12 protein-coding genes and 6 pseudogenes are annotated in these 19,608 nt (G+C 40.9%); 13 read left to right on the top strand and 5 right to left on the bottom strand.

From position 1 onward, the window contains the following. Positions 1-37 precede the first annotated feature (37 nt). Positions 38-1,255: pseudogene (gene manD, locus RS130_RS12500) on the bottom strand (D-mannonate dehydratase ManD). 120 nt (positions 1,256-1,375) lie between these two features. Here manD and RS130_RS23810 point away from each other — a divergent pair. Both RS130_RS23810 and RS130_RS12505 read left to right on the top strand, forming a co-directional pair. After that, positions 1,376-1,468 (top strand): annotated as a pseudogene (locus RS130_RS23810) (LacI family DNA-binding transcriptional regulator); the annotation flags it as partial. Then, positions 1,466-2,379, top strand: a pseudogene (locus RS130_RS12505) (substrate-binding domain-containing protein). The pseudogenes RS130_RS23810 and RS130_RS12505, both read left to right, overlap by 3 nt. A 77-nt stretch (positions 2,380-2,456) precedes the next feature. Here the strand turns inward: RS130_RS12505 and RS130_RS12510 are convergent. Continuing rightward, positions 2,457-5,552: a bifunctional diguanylate cyclase/phosphodiesterase gene (locus RS130_RS12510; RefSeq protein WP_316026214.1), complete on the bottom strand. Its 3,096-nt coding sequence runs from the start codon at positions 5,550-5,552 to the stop codon at positions 2,457-2,459. Between the two features lie 384 nt (positions 5,553-5,936). Between RS130_RS12510 and miaE (RS130_RS12515) the strand changes: the two are divergent. The 4 genes and pseudogenes from miaE (RS130_RS12515) to miaE (RS130_RS12530) all read left to right on the top strand — a co-directional run. Further along, positions 5,937-6,068: pseudogene (gene miaE, locus RS130_RS12515) on the top strand (tRNA isopentenyl-2-thiomethyl-A-37 hydroxylase MiaE); the annotation flags it as partial. A 192-nt stretch (positions 6,069-6,260) separates the two neighbouring features. Beyond that, a complete protein-coding gene (locus tag RS130_RS12520) occupies positions 6,261-6,506 on the top strand; it encodes a type II toxin-antitoxin system ParD family antitoxin (protein ID WP_316026215.1) in 246 nt (81 codons plus the stop codon). Further along, a complete protein-coding gene (locus tag RS130_RS12525) occupies positions 6,499-6,789 on the top strand; it encodes a type II toxin-antitoxin system RelE/ParE family toxin (RefSeq protein ID WP_316026216.1) in 291 nt (96 codons plus the stop codon). The genes RS130_RS12520 and RS130_RS12525 overlap by 8 nt, the downstream gene beginning before the upstream one ends. 26 nt (positions 6,790-6,815) lie before the next feature. Then, positions 6,816-7,577 (top strand): tRNA isopentenyl-2-thiomethyl-A-37 hydroxylase MiaE, encoded by a 762-nt coding sequence (gene miaE, locus RS130_RS12530; protein WP_316026217.1) that lies wholly within the window; start codon positions 6,816-6,818, stop codon positions 7,575-7,577. A 181-nt stretch (positions 7,578-7,758) separates the two neighbouring features. Here the strand turns inward: miaE (RS130_RS12530) and RS130_RS12535 are convergent, their stop codons facing one another. The 3 genes from RS130_RS12535 to RS130_RS12545 all read right to left on the bottom strand — a co-directional run bounded on the left by RS130_RS12535 (position 7,759) and on the right by RS130_RS12545 (position 12,066). After that, on the bottom strand, positions 7,759-8,679 hold the full coding sequence (locus tag RS130_RS12535) for a carbohydrate kinase family protein (RefSeq protein WP_316026218.1): 921 nt from the start codon (positions 8,677-8,679) through the stop codon (positions 7,759-7,761). Continuing rightward, the gene (locus RS130_RS12540) at positions 8,676-10,193 is read right to left on the bottom strand and encodes a mannitol dehydrogenase family protein (protein WP_316026219.1); all 1,518 of its coding nucleotides are present in this window, start codon (positions 10,191-10,193) and stop codon (positions 8,676-8,678) included. The genes RS130_RS12535 and RS130_RS12540 overlap by 4 nt, the downstream gene beginning before the upstream one ends. Before the next feature lie 157 nt (positions 10,194-10,350). Continuing rightward, positions 10,351-12,066 carry a purine-cytosine permease family protein gene (locus tag RS130_RS12545; RefSeq protein ID WP_316026220.1) on the bottom strand — a complete coding sequence of 572 codons (1,716 nt, stop codon included), beginning with the start codon at positions 12,064-12,066 and terminating at the stop codon, positions 10,351-10,353. 979 nt (positions 12,067-13,045) lie between these two features. On the opposite strand from RS130_RS12545, the pseudogene RS130_RS12550 reads away from it, so the two are divergent. The 7 genes and pseudogenes from RS130_RS12550 (at position 13,046) to RS130_RS12580 (ending at position 19,601) form a co-directional block, all read left to right on the top strand. Continuing rightward, positions 13,046-14,375, top strand: a pseudogene (locus tag RS130_RS12550) (hypothetical protein). 127 nt (positions 14,376-14,502) lie between these two features. After that, complete coding sequence (locus tag RS130_RS12555; protein ID WP_316028049.1) at positions 14,503-15,807, top strand: ABC transporter substrate-binding protein; 1,305 nt, start codon at positions 14,503-14,505, stop codon at positions 15,805-15,807. Positions 15,808-15,873: 66 nt separating this feature from the next. Beyond that, a pseudogene (locus RS130_RS12560) lies at positions 15,874-16,748 on the top strand (carbohydrate ABC transporter permease). 3 nt (positions 16,749-16,751) lie between these two features. Next, positions 16,752-17,582 carry a carbohydrate ABC transporter permease gene (locus RS130_RS12565; protein ID WP_316026221.1) on the top strand — a complete coding sequence of 277 codons (831 nt, stop codon included), beginning with the start codon at positions 16,752-16,754 and terminating at the stop codon, positions 17,580-17,582. Positions 17,583-17,592: 10 nt separating this feature from the next. Then, a complete protein-coding gene (locus tag RS130_RS12570) occupies positions 17,593-18,597 on the top strand; it encodes an ABC transporter ATP-binding protein (protein WP_316026222.1) in 1,005 nt (334 codons plus the stop codon). Between the two features lie 294 nt (positions 18,598-18,891). Continuing rightward, the gene (locus tag RS130_RS12575) at positions 18,892-19,209 is read left to right on the top strand and encodes an HAD family hydrolase (protein ID WP_316026223.1); all 318 of its coding nucleotides are present in this window, start codon (positions 18,892-18,894) and stop codon (positions 19,207-19,209) included. Beyond that, complete coding sequence (locus RS130_RS12580; RefSeq protein ID WP_316026224.1) at positions 19,176-19,601, top strand: HAD-IA family hydrolase; 426 nt, start codon at positions 19,176-19,178, stop codon at positions 19,599-19,601. Before RS130_RS12575 ends, RS130_RS12580 begins: the two co-directional genes overlap by 34 nt. Positions 19,602-19,608 lie beyond the last annotated feature (7 nt).

Genomic DNA, 19,608 nt, shown 5'->3' on the forward strand with positions numbered 1-19,608 from the left:
CGAATTATCAAAGTTAAACGCAAACGTGCTAGGTCAATTACCAATTCCAAACAGTGCCGTCTTCTAATCTGCTGACGGGTAGATAAGAACGTTTATAGAGATATTGGCTGGCTTCTTGTTCATCAAACTCAACGCCCAAACCCGGTGTGTCGTCAATATAGGCCATTCCTTGGTCAACTGTGATTGGGTGTTTGAATATTTTTTGAGCTTGTTCAGTTCCCCAGCCAACAAATTCTTGAATGCCAAAATTCGGCGCCCACAAATTCAGATGCATATGTGCAGCGAAGCAAATGGGCGAAAGATCTGGGGCGCCATGGGGTGCTATTTTTACATTGTAAACACTGGCAAAGTCAGCAATACGTCTGAGGGGGTAATCCCGCCAGCATGAGTTGAAGCAACTCTAATATAATCAATCAACTGATTTTGTAGCAGATCTTTGCAATCCCAAATGGTGTTGTAAGTTTCGCCAATTGCAAGAGGGGTAGTGGTGTGCTGTCTAATTATTTTATAGTTGTCTTGGTTTTCGGCGATAGAGGCATCTTCTAAAAACAATAAGTCATATGGCTCGAGTAGTTTGCCTAATCTCGCGGACTCTATGGGGGTTAATCGGCTATGTACGTCATGGCAGAGCATTACGTCATTGCCAAATCGTTTTCTGGCTTGACGGAACAGGTCGACTACCATGTTGAAGTATTTCTGAGTTGACCAAGGTTCTTCTGGCGGCAGAGGCCGGTTGCCCTGCAGTTCATAGTAGTCTTTCTTATCGCCTAGTACGCCGTATGTGACGCCTAATCCTAGGCACCGCACTTTGTAAACGAACCGCTTTAAAGCCTTGGTTAAATAAGGTTTCAGCTTTATTTAGGGTATCTTCGATATTTTCGCCACTGGCATGAGCGTATAGGTTTACTCCTCGTCGACTCTTGCCACCTAGCAACTGATAGACGGGTAAGCCCGCTGCTTTCCCTTTTATATCCCAAAGAGCCATGTCAATGGCGGCAATAGCAGCCATATTGACAGCACCTTTGCGCCAGTACACGCCTTTGTATAAGTATTGCCAGATATCTTCTATATCATGGGCACTGCGGCCAATAAGACAAGGTGCAACATGGGCTTCTAAATACGTTACGACCGCCATTTCTCGGCCATTTAGCGTTGCATCACCTACACCATAGATCCCCTTATCTGTGATGATCTTTACGGTGACAAAGTTCCTGCCAGGACAACAAACAAAGACTTTGATTTCTTTAATCTTCAATGCCAATACTCTCTTTAATCACTTTAATAGTATTTACTAAACCGGTTTAGTTGAATAAATTAGCATAATCTTGCAATATGTCAACAAGCATACATTTACGCTAAGAATGACGATAAACAGATGGTAAAAGTAAAATTAATTGACGTCGCCCAGCGAGCTGGGGTGTCAAAAAGTACCGCCTCACAGTTTCTAAATGGCCGATTTGATTATATGTCGAAAGAGACCAAAGAACGCATTAGAACGGCGATTGCAGAATTAGATTATGTACCCAATCCTATTGCTAGAAATCTAAAAGCAACGAAAACAAAAACCATAGGGGTCGTGGTCCGAGATATTACCGGATTTTACACCAGTCGGGTGATACGTGGGGTGGATGATTTCTGCAAAAAGAATGCTTACAACGCGCTTATATACAACACAGATTTTGATCCTAAAGTAGAAGCTAAATCCATAGAAGCACTATATCAACTTAGGGTGGACGGTATTATTATCGCGTCCTCTGGCAATAATACAGAACTTATTGCTAAATATGTGAAAAAAGGCTTGCCTGTTGTACATTTTCAAATTGAGCACGACGGTAGTGAACAGAACATTATTCTGTCGGACTACAAACAAGCGGCATTTGATGCAACTGAGTATTTACTAAAGTTAGGTCATCGTAAAATTTGTTTTGTTACCCAAGCGTTTGACAGTGTTAAGTCAATAATGGATAGGTACCAAGGCTATGTCGCTGCATTGACTAAACATAATGTCCCGGTCAACCAAGATTTAATTCAGTATTGGCAGCGAGATTCGGGATTTCAACAATCACCGATTGAAGTGTTTAAAAAGCATGCCCCCACAGCTTTTTTTAGCCAACATATGCCTATTACCATCGAGCTATTAGAGCAGTTCAATCAAGCTGGATCGCCGTGCCTTATGATGTGTCCTTACTTGGATTTGACGAAATTCCAATGGCTGAATTTTTTAAAGTGCCCATTACTGTGGTTAAACAAGCCCCCTATGAAATAGGCACGGAAGCGGCGAAACTGCTACTGAAAAACATCAACAGTAAAAATGAGCGTGCAACTAAATTATTAGTACCTTGCGCTTTGCAAATTCGCCAATCTTGCCGCGAACTATGACAGTTATTCATACTATTGACTTGGGGTAAGCCGTTATTTGTTAGTTGGTGTAAGCTTTATTAGGGCGGCTTTAACAACTAACTGATTTGCCAAGCTTGGTCAGTAGTCCAATTTTTCGCCCATTCTGGCAATTGGTCTGCTGGCATTGGTTTGGCAATACCGTACCCCTGAGCCGTTTCACAACCTAGTTTTAATAAAGCGGTGCCATGGGCAATTGTTTCAACCCCTTCGGCAATGACTTTACGATCAAAAGAGTTAGCGAGCCCAATGATCCCCATGACTATGGCTTTGTCTTCTGCATCAACTAACATATCTCGAATAAAGGTTTGATCGATTTTAATCAGATCAACAGGCAATCGTCTTAAATATGTTAATGAAGAATAGCCAGTACCAAAGTCGTCGATAGCAAAGCTTACCCCAAGCTTTAGACAATTATTGATTGTTTGGGATACGTTATTGACATCGCCTATTTCACTGGTTTCCAATATTTCAATCTGTAAATTTTGCGGATCGATCTCTGGATATGCGCGTAATAGTTTTTCTAACCTATTAGTAAAGTTAGCTTGCTGAATCTGTAAAGCACCAATGTTAACGCTTATGGGTAAATCGAGGCCGGCCTTTTTCCACCTAGCTAATTGTGTTAACGCTTCTTCTATCACCCATTCACCAATTTCGACACTTAAGTGATGATTTTCTACAAAAGGCAAAAACTCGAAAGGAGGTAACAGTCCACGACTAGGGTGTTGCCAGCGGATCAATGCTTCAACGCCAATAATTTGACCTGTTCGCATGTTTACTTTGGGCTGGTAATACAGCACAAATTCATTCAACTCTATTGCACAGGAAATGTTATGTAAAACTTCATTGCGTAATTTAATGGCGTCTTCTGATTCAAAGTCGAATAGGTGATAGCAATTCTTGCCTTTTTGCTTGGCTACATACATAGCTTGGTCGGCATGACGAATTAGTTGGTCGGCGTTAGTATTATTAGTGGGGTAAATTGTCACTCCGATGCTGGTGGATATTTTCAATATATCATCACCCAAAGCGATTGGGTCAGAGGTGACTTTCAACATTTTTTCTACTGCCAACCGAAAATCTTCTGTATGGGCTAAATTGGTTAATACCGCAACAAACTCATCGCCGCCAATTCGCGATAGAATGTCATTCTCGCCCAAGGTATTTTGTAATCGAGTGGCTAAAACAATCAGTATTTGGTCGCCAAAACTATGCCCATATAAGTCGTTAATTTCTTTAAAGCCATCCAAGTCAAGAAACACCACTGCTAACTCTTTAGCATTTTGTTTACAGCGCAGAATTTCTTTATTTAAATGCTCTGTTAACAAGCTTCTGTTGGGGAGGTTGGTTAACACATCATAGTGAGCCATATGCTCAAGTTTAAGTTGTTGCTCTTTGATTTCTGACTGATCTGTGAATATGGCGACGTAGTTTTTTACATTACCGGCGTTATCTAATACCGAGTTTATTGTTAGTAGTTGAGCGTACAGTTCTTGATTCTTACGTTTGTTCCAAATTTCTCCAGTCCAATGTCCTTCTTCTTCGATCGTTCTCCATAGCTTTTGATAAAACTCTGGTGTTTGTTTATTTGATTTTAATAAATTTGGATTCTTTCCTAAAACTTCATCTCGTTGATATCCGGTAACGGCAACAAACGTATCATTTACTTCGATAATCGCGCCTTTACTGTCGGTAATGAAAATTCCCTCTTTAGCATGCGTAAACACACTCGCCGCTAAGGTTAATTGTTCTTCGGCAAGTTTATTTTGGGTGATATCTTGGACAAACGAACTTACGCCCAATACCTGACCATCTTGGCTACGAATTAGGGTATTATGCCATACACAAATGATGACCTTTCCCGATTTAGTTTTATTCTTACTGGTACTACTTCTTCCTCCCTTTTGTCTAATAAAACTTCGGAAAAATTTCTTATATTCCCCTTTTAATTCTGGTAATAAAACTAAGTCAGAAGCGTGTTTGCCTATCGCTTCTTCTGCTCGGTAACCAAAAATATTCTCGGCCGATTTATTCCATTTAGTACAAATAGAGTCTTTGTCCCAAGAAACACAACCAAGTGGTGTATTGTCAATGTGCGCTGAAAGCAGATTTTTACTTTCTTGCAAATGTTGTTGACTAGATTCAAGTTGACTTTGGGCACTGACTCGGGCCTTAGCCATCAATGTAAAACGTTGTTGTAAGTCAACTAATTCGGTAGAACCGTGCAGCGGTAATTCGCCCTTGAATTTTCCTTCCTCTAGTTCTTTTGTAGACTGTATTAAGGCTTTTAATGGCACCAGAACACTTATCTTAATGCCCCATAAGGCCACAAAAAACATTAACACCACGAATGCAGACACTAGTAAGCCAATTTTTAGTAGGTTTGAATTAATCGCATTGAGTTTTTCCTCAAAGGGAATACCTACACTGATCATGACTAATTGACTGTCATTGATGAGTGGCTTTTGAAAAAATATTTTTGCGTTTTGGCCGCTACTTAGATAACTGCTAATGGCATGCTCTGCATCGGAATCATAAGGTCTCAACTGCCCTTCAATATCTGCAATATGAGAGCCTAGTATGCTACTGTTAGTGGGAAAAGTAGCAATAATTCTTTGTCGGTGATCCGTCACATAGGTTACGGAATATTTAGGTAATGCGAGTGTAGAAAACTGCTCACTCCACCAATCGAGTGATAAAACCGCGACGGCAATGCCTACTAGCGCTTGATTTTCTTGGGATACAACAGGGTAGGCAAAATTTAAGCTGCTGACGCCTGTCACTCTATCCACTTGAAACTCACCGATTGAAAACGCTCTTTGATTAATCGCGCGTTGAATATACGGGCGGTCAGCAACATTGACCGGCTTACTGAGTGGTTTTGCGCTACACAATAAAGTACCATCAATATTAGGTATGCCAATATTATTATAAATATCTTTAATCTTTATTAGGTCAGCTAAAAAGGCTGAGCACTGGGCAGAGTTAGGCTGTTGTACTTCCGCAAACGTAGATAAATTCTTTAAAAAGTTTTCGGTTCTTTTTATTAATAGGGTTTGAAAGGTGGTGGCAATGGTGACTGTACTTTTAGCTTCTTCAAGAGATGATTCGATGGCATGCTCTCTTTCTAAAACCGATACGTAAATAAGCGTCAATAGGCCCGGCAAAGCGACCAATATTATTAGTAAGACTAGCCTTGATTTTAAAGACTTGAAAAAGCGTATCATTTAATTAGTGAAAATCCGCACGTCGCAATGTAACTACTAGCAAAAAACAAATGCCTTATTTGACTCGCCATACTAAGCCGCCGAAAAGGGATCGTCTATCATTCATTTCACGTTAGCAGTTTGCTAGCGGCAATGTCAACAAATAGTCATATTTTACTATGATGAACAATAAGATAGGGGGAATTGGGGTATACTAAACGAAGTGAAAATGAATGGACTCAGACTTTATTTGCCTGCAGTCAATTGCTAGAATCCGCCGCTTACATTTGATATGTAATAAACTCACCTACTTAATAGAAATAGAGCCTAAACTTGAACGAACTTTTGCAACCTATTGATGCTTTTCTGCATTGCTCAACACCACAAAGTTGGATTGACACAGCTATACAACCCGAAAACCTAGCATTATTGTTAGTCGATCACGCTAACTGTGAATTAAAGGCATAAGTGTGCAACTACAATTAGTTGAGTCTCGAAATTGTCTATTAATAAAATAATGTTACACACAATTGCATATTTTAAATTCCAAATATCGAATAAACCCACCATAATTTTAAACAATCCAGTTGGTATAAAGAGCAGAAAATATCTATAATCTCATCAATAGTATGAATATTTCATATTTTCGGAGAGAACATGTCAACAATACGCAAAACTATTACCGTGACAGATCAACAGGATGAGTGGATAAAAAACCAAATCCAGTCTGGACGTTTCACTAATGATAGCGAATACATCCGAACATTGCTGCGTCAAGATCAGGAACTTAATAGCTACAATGATGCGATACGAAAAGCGCTTATAGAAGGCGAAGAAAGCGGTGAAGCAAAGCTGCTCAACGCTAACGAGTTTAAAGCAAAAATGGCTGCCAAATATGCCTGAGTTTTGGCTTTCTCCAAAAGCGGAGCAAGATTTAGAATCAATTTGGGTTTACTCTTTTGAGCACTGGGGTCTAGTGAAAGCCGAACAATATATCGATAGTTTATTTTCAGCTTTTGGTGAGCTTGCGAACTCTTCTAAACAGGCAATTTCTTGTGACCATATTAGGGTAGGATATCGATTTTGTAGGGAAGGCAAGCACATTATTTACTTCAAAATAGCTGATTATGGCTTTGCTATTATCCGAATTCTGCATGAGCGCATGTTGCCCAGTCTTCATCTTTAACTTTTAACCAACAGTAGAACGCTTTCTTGAATATATCTGAGCTACTTTCTCCAATTAATTCTTTTCTTATATGTGAAACCCCACAAAGTTGGATTGACACAGCTATACAACCCAAAAACCTAGCATTATTGTTAGTCGATCACGCTAACTGTGAATTAAAGGCCGCACAAACTGCTATGTTGTTACTTCGTCGTTATGCGGTGGATAAACAAAGTGGTGAGGCTTTGTTGGCGTGGCTTAAGCCCTTTGAAGACTTTGTTTATCGTAAAGTTGGGGACGGTGATTTTAGTCAGCATGTAAACTTATCTAAAAAGTTAATTAGCAAATCTAACTTTGAACATGGGGATGAGTTGATTGCTAAAATGGTGTTGCTTATAAAGGAAGAGTTGCATCATTTTCAACAAGTGTGGGAAATTATGCAGAACAGGGGAGTGGAATACCAAAATCTTACCGCCTCTCGTTACGCTAGAGGGTTGATGAAACATGTCCGTACTCATGACCCTGTTAAATTACCTGATACCCTTATTTGTGGAGCTTATATTGAAGCCCGTTCCTGCGAACGTTTTGCTAAATTAGCGCCCTATCTGGATGACGAATTACATAAGTTCTATGTCTCTTTATTACGTTCAGAAGCAAGGCATTTCCAAGACTATTTAGGGTTAGCAGAAAAGATATCGCAGGAAGATATCAGCGGCAGGGTTCGCCTTATTGGTGAGAAAGAAGCGGCGTTAATTACCAGTGCAGACACCGAATTTAGATTTCATAGCGGCGTACCGAATTTTTCATGAGTGAGTTAAATATCGCTCATAAAAAGATTAAGCGCGTACAGCATAGACTCAAATTACATAGCATTAACGTTGACATAGCTATCCGCATTATGAGCAGCGCAAGCCATAAAATCATGTAAATATATTACGGCTGCGCCAAGGGGGACCGGGAAAGGTTAATTGAGAGTTAACCCTTTACTATTTATAACGGATTGATAAAGGCTTCAATGTCGGCAATGGATAGTTCTGGAGTAGCGCCATGACTTTGTGCCACCATTGCGCCCACCGCACAGGCAAAATTAACTGCATATTGGGCGTTGGTTGTGTTGCATAATTGATAAATCAACGAACCTAAAAAGGCATCTCCCGCACCAACAGTATCCACTACTTTAACTAAGGATCCTGAATTGTAGTAATTCTTATCGTTAATCTTAAGTAGTGCCCCGTGTGCCCCTTTTGTAACACACAAGTATGGAGTGTTAGTTTGTTCGGCAATAAACTCAAGGTTCTGCTCAAGTGAGTTAAATTTTGAGCCCATTGCATGGGCTATTTCGTATAGCTCATCATCGTTTAGTTTAATAAAATCAGCGGCCTTCATGAGCTCTATTAGCGTATCAAGCTCGTAATGGGGCTTTCGTAAATTCACATCAAAAATCTTAAATTTAGCAACATCAATCAGAGCTTTTAAGGTCTGTAATGAGGTTTCTTGTCTGCCTACCAAGCTCCCAAACACTAGAATATCGGAGGATTTTACTTGCTCGATAAGTGCCGAGGTCAAGGCTATATTATCCCAAGCAGTATCTGCGACAATGTCATATGATGCTGAGCCACTTTTATCGAGCGTGACTTCAACGGTGCTGGTTTTTTTATCTGGATTAACCGCGATAAACTCAGTATTCATATGGCGTTGCTGAATGATATCTAGCAGTTCCTTGCCTAGTGTGTCATCGCCAACTGCACTTAACATATTGGCTTTTATACCTAGAGAGTTTAAACGTAAACAAACATTCAAGGGCGCACCACCTAAACGCTTTCCGCTAGCAAAACAATCCCAAAGTACTTCCCCAAAACAATTGATGGCTATATCACTCGGAGCTTTGTGGTTAATGAATAAACTGTTCATTTTTGGCTGTCCTTAATCAGGCGTTTTTGTGCAAGTGTGCTCTTCATTATACTTTTGATGTGACGCGTTGGGGTATACAGTGCGTCAATTGATTTTTCATATAATTGGTTAAATGCGGGTTGCTCGCTTAAATCTCCAAACAGGCTTTTTAACTGTATAAATGCAAATTTGTCTGTCGCGGTTTTTTGCGCATATTCGGCTAATTCATGCTGCATTGCATCCTGAATATCCAGAGCTTGTTGGTTTTGGTTAACTTGTTTGTCGCTATACAAACACCATGTTGCTACAACTAAGGTGGCTAATGAGCAATCATTACCCGTGGCTAAGTTTTCGTTAATGGTTGCCAGTAAGAATTTTGGTAACTTGGCTGACGTTTCAGAACAAATTCGTGCCAAGCCATCTTTTATATTGGGATTTGAAAAACGTTCGATTAAGGTGTCTTTGTATTGATCTAAGTCGATCCCATCTAATGTATCTAACACAGGGGTAACTTCATCGTCCATAAATGCGCGCAGATATTCAGCAAAGTCTTTGTCAGTTACCGTTTCATCAATTGTCGAATAACCGTGAATTGAACCCAAAATGCCTAGAACCGAGTGTCCGGCGTTTAGTAAGCGAATTTTCATTTTTTCAAAAGGGGTCACATCGGTAACAAATTGCGCGCCGACTGCATCCCAGTTAGGACGGCCTTGACTAAAGTTGTCTTCAATTACCCATTGTGCAAAAGACTCACAGGTAATAGGCCATTCATCACTTACGCCGTAGTTCTCGGTAACATATTCAATGTCAGCTTTGGTGGTGACGGGGGTGATGCGGTCGACCATGGCATTGGGAAACTGTACATGTTCAGCAATCCATTTACTTAACTCAGGATCTTGCTGCTGGGTAAAAGTAAGCAGCATTTTGCGGGTGACTGCACCGTTGTGTTGAATGTTATCGCATGACTGAACAGTAAAAGCGGCTAGGCTTTGTTCCTTACGCACTTTTAACGCTGCGGCAATATAACCATAAGCAGTGATAGGATCATTTGGATTGGCGATATCGTGAATAATGTCGCTATTGTCTAAATCAAGCTCACCTGTGATAGGGTGGAGATTGTACCCGCCTTCGGTAATGGTTAAAGATACTATTTTCGTATCTGTGTGCGCTAATTTGTCAATTACGGTTTGCTTGTTGTCTGGCGCAAAAATGAAGTCGATCATCGAACCAATGACTTTGTTATCAATTTTACCATTGGGGTGACGCACCACCAGAGAATACAGGTAATCTTGTTTCTGTAAAATATCACGTAAACCACGGTTGTTTTCTAATAAACCAATACCACAAATAGCCCATTGCTCTGAGCCTAGGGTTTTCAGTAATTCATTCACATACATGGCTTGGTGTGCACGGTGAAAACCACCCACACCTATGTGCACAATCCCCGCCTTGAGTTGGCTGCGATCGTATTTGGGTATATCAACATGATTAGGTAAATTAGCTAATGTTGATTGATTCAATTGAGTTGTCGTCATTATTCTGGGCCTCATTAAATAGGTCTAACCCTATAATATCACCCGACTACCAAAGTCTGTTGGTAGGCAGGCTAGCGTTTGTTGTTGGTAAAGAGGGTGGTTAGAGTGTTATGCAACTAACCACGGTCATCACGTTTTATATCTGTCGTTGTTATAATTAGTTGTTAAGGGCTTTATGGCGCTTCAGCGACATATAAGCACTAACAAAGTAGGTGATGGTACAAATGAAGCAGTACAATTCGAATTGTGCTTTGTTTGCATCGTATATATCCATGCTTTCGCTGAAGAACATCACCTGACATGCGAAACCAGTAATAATTAATAAAGACACGGTTGAAATGGCATTTAGTATTTTACTAATGCTGCTGTTATCTATTACTGGGGCTTTTTCGTTTGCGGCTAGTTCTGCCTGATAAACGGCTATTTCTTGCTGCTCACGTGCTGCTGCCGCCACTTCTTTTGTGTAATCTTTATCTGCGCCATATTTCTTAGCCAACAAGGTATAAAGGATCGCGCTGAATGCCCAAGTAGGAATGAATAGGTAATAGAATGACATCACATCTAAAGCGTTCAAACCAAAGCCAAAGACCAGAGCAAGACCCCAAGTGGCGATAGCGGGAATACTGCGTGAGATATTTTGATACTTGGCCCAGTAACGTGTTAACCCAATTTTTGGAAATAACATGTGCTCAGCAAATACAATACCGCCTACAGGAACAACTAATAATCCAGCATATGTTAGTAGTGGTAACATTTGTGAAAAGACAAATGGGAAACAAGCAATAATGACGGTTACTATGCCGACAATTGCGGTAGTTTTTTCTCGTGACTGTTCAACAAAAATTGACTGAGCAGCTAAACCTGCGCGGTATAAGTTAGCGTTTGCTGTGGTCCAGCCGGCAATGATGATGATGACAAAGCCTGTCATACCTAATGCGTGGTATGCCACATCACCGGGATCCAATGAGGTAATAGTTGTTTTCAGTAAAACCGCTGCACCTGCACCCATGATGCCAGCAGATATCCAAGCCAGATAATGACCAAAAAACATGCCTACGCCAGAGAACAAACCATAACTCTTACGTTTGGCGAAACGAAATATCGCCATGTCAATTAAACCAAAATGGGTAATAGAGTTAGCAGCCCAGGCAAAACCGATCACTTCGAATAAACCTATACCTTTTTCACCATCACTGGTAAAACCGGTCCAAATAGAGCTATCCCCAATGGTGACAAAGTCGGCCCAGCCTCCCAAAGACGTTGAGCCTAATACATGGTTCGATAAGGCAGGGAATAGCGCAAAAGAACCAGCAATAAATATCACGAAAAGCCAAGGAGCACATATTTTAGAAAAGTCGGCCACAGTAGAAAAACCGTACATAGCGACAAATACCACAATAGAGCCGACTGCTAGTACAATAGCGACAAACCAAATACTGTTAGGGTACCAACTGAGCTGGGCGGGAATATCAAATAGAAACCTGACCGCGGTAGATGACACCGTTATCATAGCGGCAGAAATCACCGAAAATATCACCACATTGGCCCAATTGTATAGCTTAGTCATTGAGTTACCGGCAATTTTATTCAAGTAGTTATATAGACTTAAGCGGGTTTCCACTGCAATCGGCGCGGTCAGTAACCACCATGAACACATGGCCAACAAATTACCAATTAGTAAACCTAATATGATATCCATTGTGGCTGCGCCTAAGGCTACAAAGGTCGCGCCGATTACAAACTCTGTCGCCGCAACATGCTCACCGGCGTAGAGACCTGCGAAGTGTTTCCAGCCGTGTAATTTATGTTTGGCAACGGGGAGTTGCTCTTCATTTACATCACGAAATGAGATGTCTGATTGATTATTTGACATTGGTTCGTTCCTTATTATCTCCCTTATTCATAAAGGGAGGCTGTAATAAATATCTATATTTATTCCGATGACCATGTAAGTGCCAAATAATCGGCACTAGCGTTACAGCTAATAGCATACTGGTGAGTAACCAAAGTGATACCGCTTAATTTGTATAGTGGTTCTTTATTTAGTTACTTATCTATTAACTTACTTGATTTTTTACGTGGGCTTAACGTTAGAAATAATATCAAGCCCTATCCATTGTTGGGCAATTGCTCAACTTGAGGGCATATTCTCAATTGTTTGTTAGGATGTCAACATTTAGTTGTATCTTTTTCAAACAAATTGACAACAAATTAGTAACAAGGAATTGTGCAACGAGATCCCAGCTTTTTGCTGAATAAATGTTGTTTGTTTTTGCTTGGAAAGAGTCAGCGTGGACAAACAGTATGTGCTTTTATGGTTGACCTTATAATCACTAATGTATGTAGACTGATGGGTAATTCAAAGTAAGTTCCTCCAAACCAAGTAAGCTCTGCAGCTTAATGCAGCTATATACAGCCTAGTTGTTGCAAAACCAAGCCGCCATTCAAGTACCTGTTGCCAATATACTTAGCTAGAAATTCGACAGAGCTAACTTGTTGTTAATACAAGCATGTAATTTATTTGTGTGTAAACGTTAACGCTTGGATGCTCTCGCCAGTTCATATGTTAAATCTGGAAATTCATTGAAAATTTACTACATAACTAAACTGTTGTTTTTATTGGTTATTAAGTGTTGATCAGAATTTGGTGTAAAACTTTTGTAAATAAAAGGTTGATCTGCATCTTATCTTTTGGTCAAATGCTCACACGTTGAGCATATGACCGTTTTGTTTTTGGTAGTGGATACTTCGCTTTATACCAATGACTGGGTGAGCAAAACAAAGTTCGTCAATCGAATTGCGCTTAACCAAATGAATTCCGTTAACTAACACACAAATTTAGAGAGTAAATTATGTTGAAAACTAAACAAAAACCTCTTGGCTTACTGATTGCAGCAATGGTTGCCGCATCTACACCAGCGCACTCTGCCGAGTTTTTAGACGGGCTAGCAGAAGTTAATTTTCTTGCATTGCAAAATTACCAATCAATCCAAGCTAAAGAGGGGGCATTTCGACCTGTAGACGAAGAGCAGTCTTCTGGTTTTGGGCGGATCAGAATTAATTTACAATTTAAATTTCACATTAACGAATACATAGTCGCAGACGTGGATATTGCTGAAGAGCCTAATGACTTTGGTAATAACGGCGATCGAGATTTTTCATTTCACCAAGACTTTGCAGGCATTGAATTCGATTTACTGGGCTTGTCAAATATGGCTCGCGAGAATGCCAATCTTACTCTACGTTTAGGTAACATCGGTGCTGCTCCTTTCCAATTTAAAGGATTCCAAGATGGCGCGGACAACCAAGGTAATGCATTGATAGGTAACGGAATTACTGATTACGCCACGGCTGAAAATGGTATGCAATTGAGTTACACCGAGACGTTCGAAAGCGGCGTATTGCGTAGCTATAATGTTGCTGGCCATATTACCACCTCAAGTTTTGGTGAAGCGTTTCAAGAAGATAGAGGCTTCAATTATCGTCTTCAAGGTACCCTTGAGTTTGTTGGTGGCTTTAAAGCTGGGGTCAACTTCTTTCAAGCTAATCAGGGCGACCAGTTACGTTTTGTGAATGGTGTGGCCAGTATGGATGGGTTAACGACCACTAATTATCGTTTTGGTGATGGCGAAAACTATAACTTCTCAGCATCTGCTTCTAGTGAGCGCGATACCCATGTTGGCGCAATGCCGAGTACTTGATCAATCTATCATGCAACTAAACTTGGCCTATCAACCAAATGCCAATACGAGTGTGATCTTTATGCTTGGAAAATCTAGCGACGATTACACCTTTGCCGACACTGCAGGCAATGCTGTTGCGGGTATCACTTATTTTGGCGACACAAATGGCGTGGCTGACTTAAGTGGAACTACTTATGATTCTAATCGTGTGATTGAAGGTGAATCATCGGTGGAATATTGGAATCTAGAAGCACAGCACTACATTATTCCAGGTAAATTCTATGTTGCTGCTCGTTACCAAGAAGCAGAAAACACCTCTGAACTCATTGAGCAAACAGACAACACGGTAGAGCGTCTTCAAGTGGCAGCAGGCTACTGGTTTAATGACAAAACCTTATTGAAATTCGAATACGTTGATCAAGAAGAAGGCGTGAATTCTGGCGGCCAAATTGGTACAGGCTTTGACGGCTTTACATCTGAGATTTCGGTTAAATTCTAATTCATTAGTCGGTTCGCAAGTGTTTTCGACTATAAATTAATTGTGCAATGAGTCCCACCTAGTAAATAGGTGGGCATCAATAACTACATAGTAAGGGGAATCCCCAATGTTAAATAAACTGACAAAAATGGTGAGTGCTGCTTTAGTGATGAGTAGTGCTACAGTCACAATGAATAGTGCTTTGGCAGAAACCTTAACCATAGCCACAGTAAATAACGGTGACATGATCACCATGAAAGAACTAAGTGATGATTTTACTAGCCAACATCCAAATATTGAATTGCAGTGGGTGACCCTAGAAGAAAACATATTACGCCAACGTGTCACAACTGACGTGGCAACTAAAGGTGGCCAATATGACGTGATGACCATAGGCACGTACGAAGTACCTATTTGGGCAAAACAGGGTTGGTTGACTGAGTTAGACAACTTAGGTGATGACTATGATGTAGACGATTTACTGCCAGCTATTCGTAGTGGTTTAAGTATGAACAACAAGCTGTTTGCCGCGCCTTTTTATGGTGAAAGTTCGATGGTGATGTACCGTACAGACTTGATGGAAAAAGCCGGTTTAGAAATGCCCAAAGCGCCCACTTGGAGCTTCATCCGTAAAGCGGCAAAAGCGATGACCGACAAGGAAGCGGGTATATACGGTATGTGTTTGCGAGGTAAAGCGGGGTGGGGCGAAAATATTGCGCTAATTACCTCTATGTCTAACTCTTTTGGTGCTCGCTGGTACGATAAAAATTGGAAACCACAGTTTAATACTCAAGAGTGGAAAGATACCTTGCAATATTATGTTGATGTGATGGAAGAGTCTGGCCCTCCTGGATCTTCAGCCAATGGCTTTAATGAAAATTTAGCATTGTTTCAAACAGGTAAATGTGGAATTTGGATCGACGCCACTGTTGCTGGTGCATTTGTGACCAATGAAAATGACTCAGAAGTAGCGGACAAAGTGGGTTTTGCTTTAGCACCAGACAACGGGTTAGGCAAACGTGGAAACTGGTTGTGGGCTTGGACATTAGCCGTGCCTTCAAGTAGTAAGAAATCTGACGCAGCAATGAAGTTTATTAGCTGGGCAACCTCTAAAAAGTACTCAGCGTTAGTTGCCAGTAAAAAAGGTTGGGCCAAAGTTCCTCCTAGGACACGTACGTCTTTGTATGAAAACCCTGAATACATGAATGCTGCACCTTTTGCGCAAATAACGTTGGACTCCATTGCCTCTGCTGATCCGACAAACCCTACGGTTAAACCTGTGCCTTATGTTGGCGTGCAATTTGTGGCCATTCCTGAGTTTCAAGGAATAGGTACCGCTGTTGGGCAGCAGTTTAGCGCGGCCTTAACCGGCACTATGACGGTAGACCAAGCGTTAAACAATTCCCAGCGCTTAGTTGAACGCGCAATGCGCAAGGCTCGTTATCCTAAATAATTGAGTTTAATAGGCAGGTAAGTGCGATGCACTTACCTATTTTTTCACTTTTAAAAGGTTTTGGTTATGGCAACGACAAACTCCCGCACACTCGCTAAGGCTAATGTTATTTCCATCTGTAACATTGCTACTAGTGTGGATGATAGTTCCTCTGTGCATGACATTGTATTTTTCGTTTTTAGATTACAATTTGTTAAGCCTCAGGTACCGAAGAATTTATTGGTTTTTTAAATTATGAATTTTTCTTAACAGATCCAGCATTTTTTGAGTCATTTTTTAATACCTTGTTGTTAGTGGGTGGCGTGTTAATCATTACGTTGGGCGGCGGCATTGGTTTAGCCATTTTATTAGACCAAGCAATTTGGGGACGAAACTATGTGCGCATCATGGTGTTAGCACCGTTTTTTGTGATGCCAACAGTGTCAGCCTTGGTATGGAAAAATATGTTAATGAACCCTGTAAATGGTTTGTTCGCACATTTTGCCAATTGGATTGGAGTGACACCTGTCGACTTTTTCGCTCAGATCCCACTGTTAACCATAATTATCATAGTATCTTGGCAATGGCTGCCATTTGCAGCGCTTATTCTACTTACCGCAATTCAATCTTTAGACCGCGAACAATTAGAAGCGGCAGACCTTGATGGTGCTGGTCCGTTTAGTAAGTTCTTCTATATTGTATTGCCTCATTTATCCAGAGCAGTCACTGCGGTTATCTTAATTGAAACCATATTTTTACTGTCTATTTTTGCAGAAATACTAGTCACAACCAGTGGTGGACCAGGATATGAGTCAACCAATATTACTTACCTAATTTATACCCAATCTTTATTGCAGTTTGATGTAGGTGGTGGTTCTGCAGGGGGCATAGTGGCCGTCATTATTGCCAACATAGTTGCTATTTTTCTAATGCGCCTAATCGGCAAGAACTTAGAGGGTTAACCCATGGCTATTAATAATACGAATCGTTCGAAGCTGATTTATACCGCATGTGCATGGGGGATCAGTGGTTTGATATTTTTCCCCATTCTTTGGACATTGTTAACCAGCTTTAAAACCGAAGCGGAAGCAATTTCATCGACACCTAGTTTGTTTATGTTTGACTGGACGCTAGAAAACTATCGAGATGTATTGTCACGTTCACCGTACTTCACACATTTCTGGAATTCTATTGTTATTTCAATCGGCTCAAGTTTATTGGGCTTGTTAGTGGCGATACCCGCTGCGTGGTCTATGGCATTTGTCCAAACTAAACGCACCAAGAATCTACTTATGTGGATGTTATCAACCAAGATGTTGCCACCTGTAGGTGTGTTGATCCCTATCTATTTAATGTTTCGTGATTTTGGTTTATTAGATACCAAACTAGGGCTAGTGATAGTGATGACGTTGATCAACTTACCCATAATGGTGTGGATGCTTTATACCTACTTTAGAGAAATTCCCAACGAAATATTAGAAGCTTCTCGTATGGACGGTGCCACAATTGGCGAAGAAATTTTCCACGTATTACTGCCCATCGCGTTGCCGGGCATTGCTTCTACTTTATTGCTAAATGTGATTCTAGCGTGGAACGAAGCATTTTGGACCCTTATTTTGACTGCGGCTAACGCGGCACCATTAACGGCCTTTATTGCCAGTTATTCTAGTCCAGAAGGGTTGTTTTACGCCAAGTTATCAGCTGCATCAGCTATGGCCATTGTGCCGATTTTAATTCTTGGATGGTTTAGTCAAAAACAATTAGTGCGCGGATTAAGCTTCGGCGCAGTGAAATAGGAGATTTATCATGGGCAGTATTACACTTAAAAAAGTAACAAAAAGTTTTGGTGACGTGAATGTCATTAAGCCGATAGATTTAGAAATAAAAGACGGTGAATTCATTGTATTCGTTGGTCCATCGGGATGCGGTAAATCAACTTTACTCCGTATGATTGCAGGGTTAGAAGATACCACCAGTGGCAATATTGAAATTGATGGTAATGACGCGACCGCCACACCGCCGGCCAAAAGAGGTTTGGCTATGGTGTTTCAATCTTATGCGTTATATCCGCATATGTCGGTGCGAAATAATATCGCGTTTCCTTTAAAGCGGGCCAAAGTGAGCCCAGAAGTCATCGAAGAGAAAATTGCCAATGCGGCAAAAATACTTAATTTGAATGATTATCTGGATCGCAAACCCGGTCAGCTTTCTGGTGGACAAAGGCAACGTGTAGCCATTGGCCGTGCCATTGTGCGTCAACCATCAGCGTTTTTATTTGATGAGCCATTGTCGAATTTAGATGCTTCGTTGCGGGTTAACATGCGTCTGGAGATATCTGAGCTGCATAAAAGTTTGGCCACTACCATGATTTATGTCACCCATGATCAAGTAGAAGCGATGACTATGGCAGATCGGATTGCGGTATTTAACGCAGGTATTATTGAACAAGTCGGTACGCCTCTTGAATTGTATAATAATCCCGTTAACCGTTTTGTGGCTGGCTTTATTGGTTCGCCAAAAATGAATTTCATTGAGGTGACGCCAACCGCCCAGAACCCAGTTGCAAGCATAGGTGTACGACCTGAGCATATACAAATATCTACTGAGTCTGGCACTTGGTCCGGCACCGTTGGGGTGATTGAGCATCTCGGATCTGAGACTTTCTTACATGTACATATCGAAAGTGGTGACACATTAACCGTGAAAGCGGATGGTGATTGTACGTTAAAATATGGAGATAAGATTTTCTTAAGCCCAGCAGATAACAAGCTACTGCAATTTGATAAAGCAGGGATGACCTTATCTAATTAGTCTTTGCATAGGGCTTTGTACGAAATAATGCGAAGCCCCGCGCATAGCGAATGTCTGGCAACATGAAAAAGTGAGATAACCTTTTCGGTTGCTAACGTTGAATAAAGATGAGCTTAGAATAGGTATCGTGGCAGTAAATTATCTTTTGACGGTTTTGCAAACGCTTGATCTATTTGGGATACTTGATGAGCTTCACTCCCTCTTCTTTGTTTGGCACAGACAAGTTTGTACAACTAAGTACGAGCCAAAACATTGAATGGTATCTGGAACTCAACTATCAATAGGCGAAACACTATGGCATTAGCAGATTTACCTTTGTTCACAAATCGAATTGATTTGGTCATATTTGATTGTGACGGGGTGCTGGTCGATAGCGAAATTTTAAGTAAACGCACCATTCTTGAAATGCTGCGGGAATTGGGCGCTAATGTGTCAGAAGATTACTTTTATGCACATTTTTTAGGCTACAGCTTTGAACATGTGACGAAAAAAGTGTTGGCTGATTATGGTTTGGTTTTAACCGATGATTTTCATGCCTGGCTTATCGAGCAGCTTTACAAGGCGTGTTTAGCGCAGAGTTGCAGACAACGGTTGGGCTTGAAGATATCTTGAGTCAGTTGAATGTAAAATCCTGTGTCGCAACCAGTGGTAGCCCACAGAAGGTCAAGCACTCGTTGGGGGTGACTGGCTTAGACCATTTCTTTAAGGCCGAGGTATTTACCTCATCTGAGGTGAAAAATGGTAAACCCGCGCCAGATTTGTTTTTACATGCAGCCCGTCAAATGGGCGTAAAGCCAGAGAATTGTTTGGTAATCGAAGATTCAACTGCCGGCATAAAAGGCGCACAAGCTGCCAATATGCCCGTTATTCGATATGCCGGCGCGAGTCATTTAATTCATCATGTTAGTCCATCAGGTGAACAACCTCATCATAACGTTGATGTTCCGACAATTTCTCATTGGCGACAGTTATTTGAATTAATCCCGGCAATACGTCAGGGCTAAACAGCAG

This window comes from Paraglaciecola aquimarina (genome assembly GCF_032464635.1).
Taxonomy (GTDB): Bacteria; Pseudomonadota; Gammaproteobacteria; order Enterobacterales; family Alteromonadaceae; genus Paraglaciecola; species Paraglaciecola aquimarina.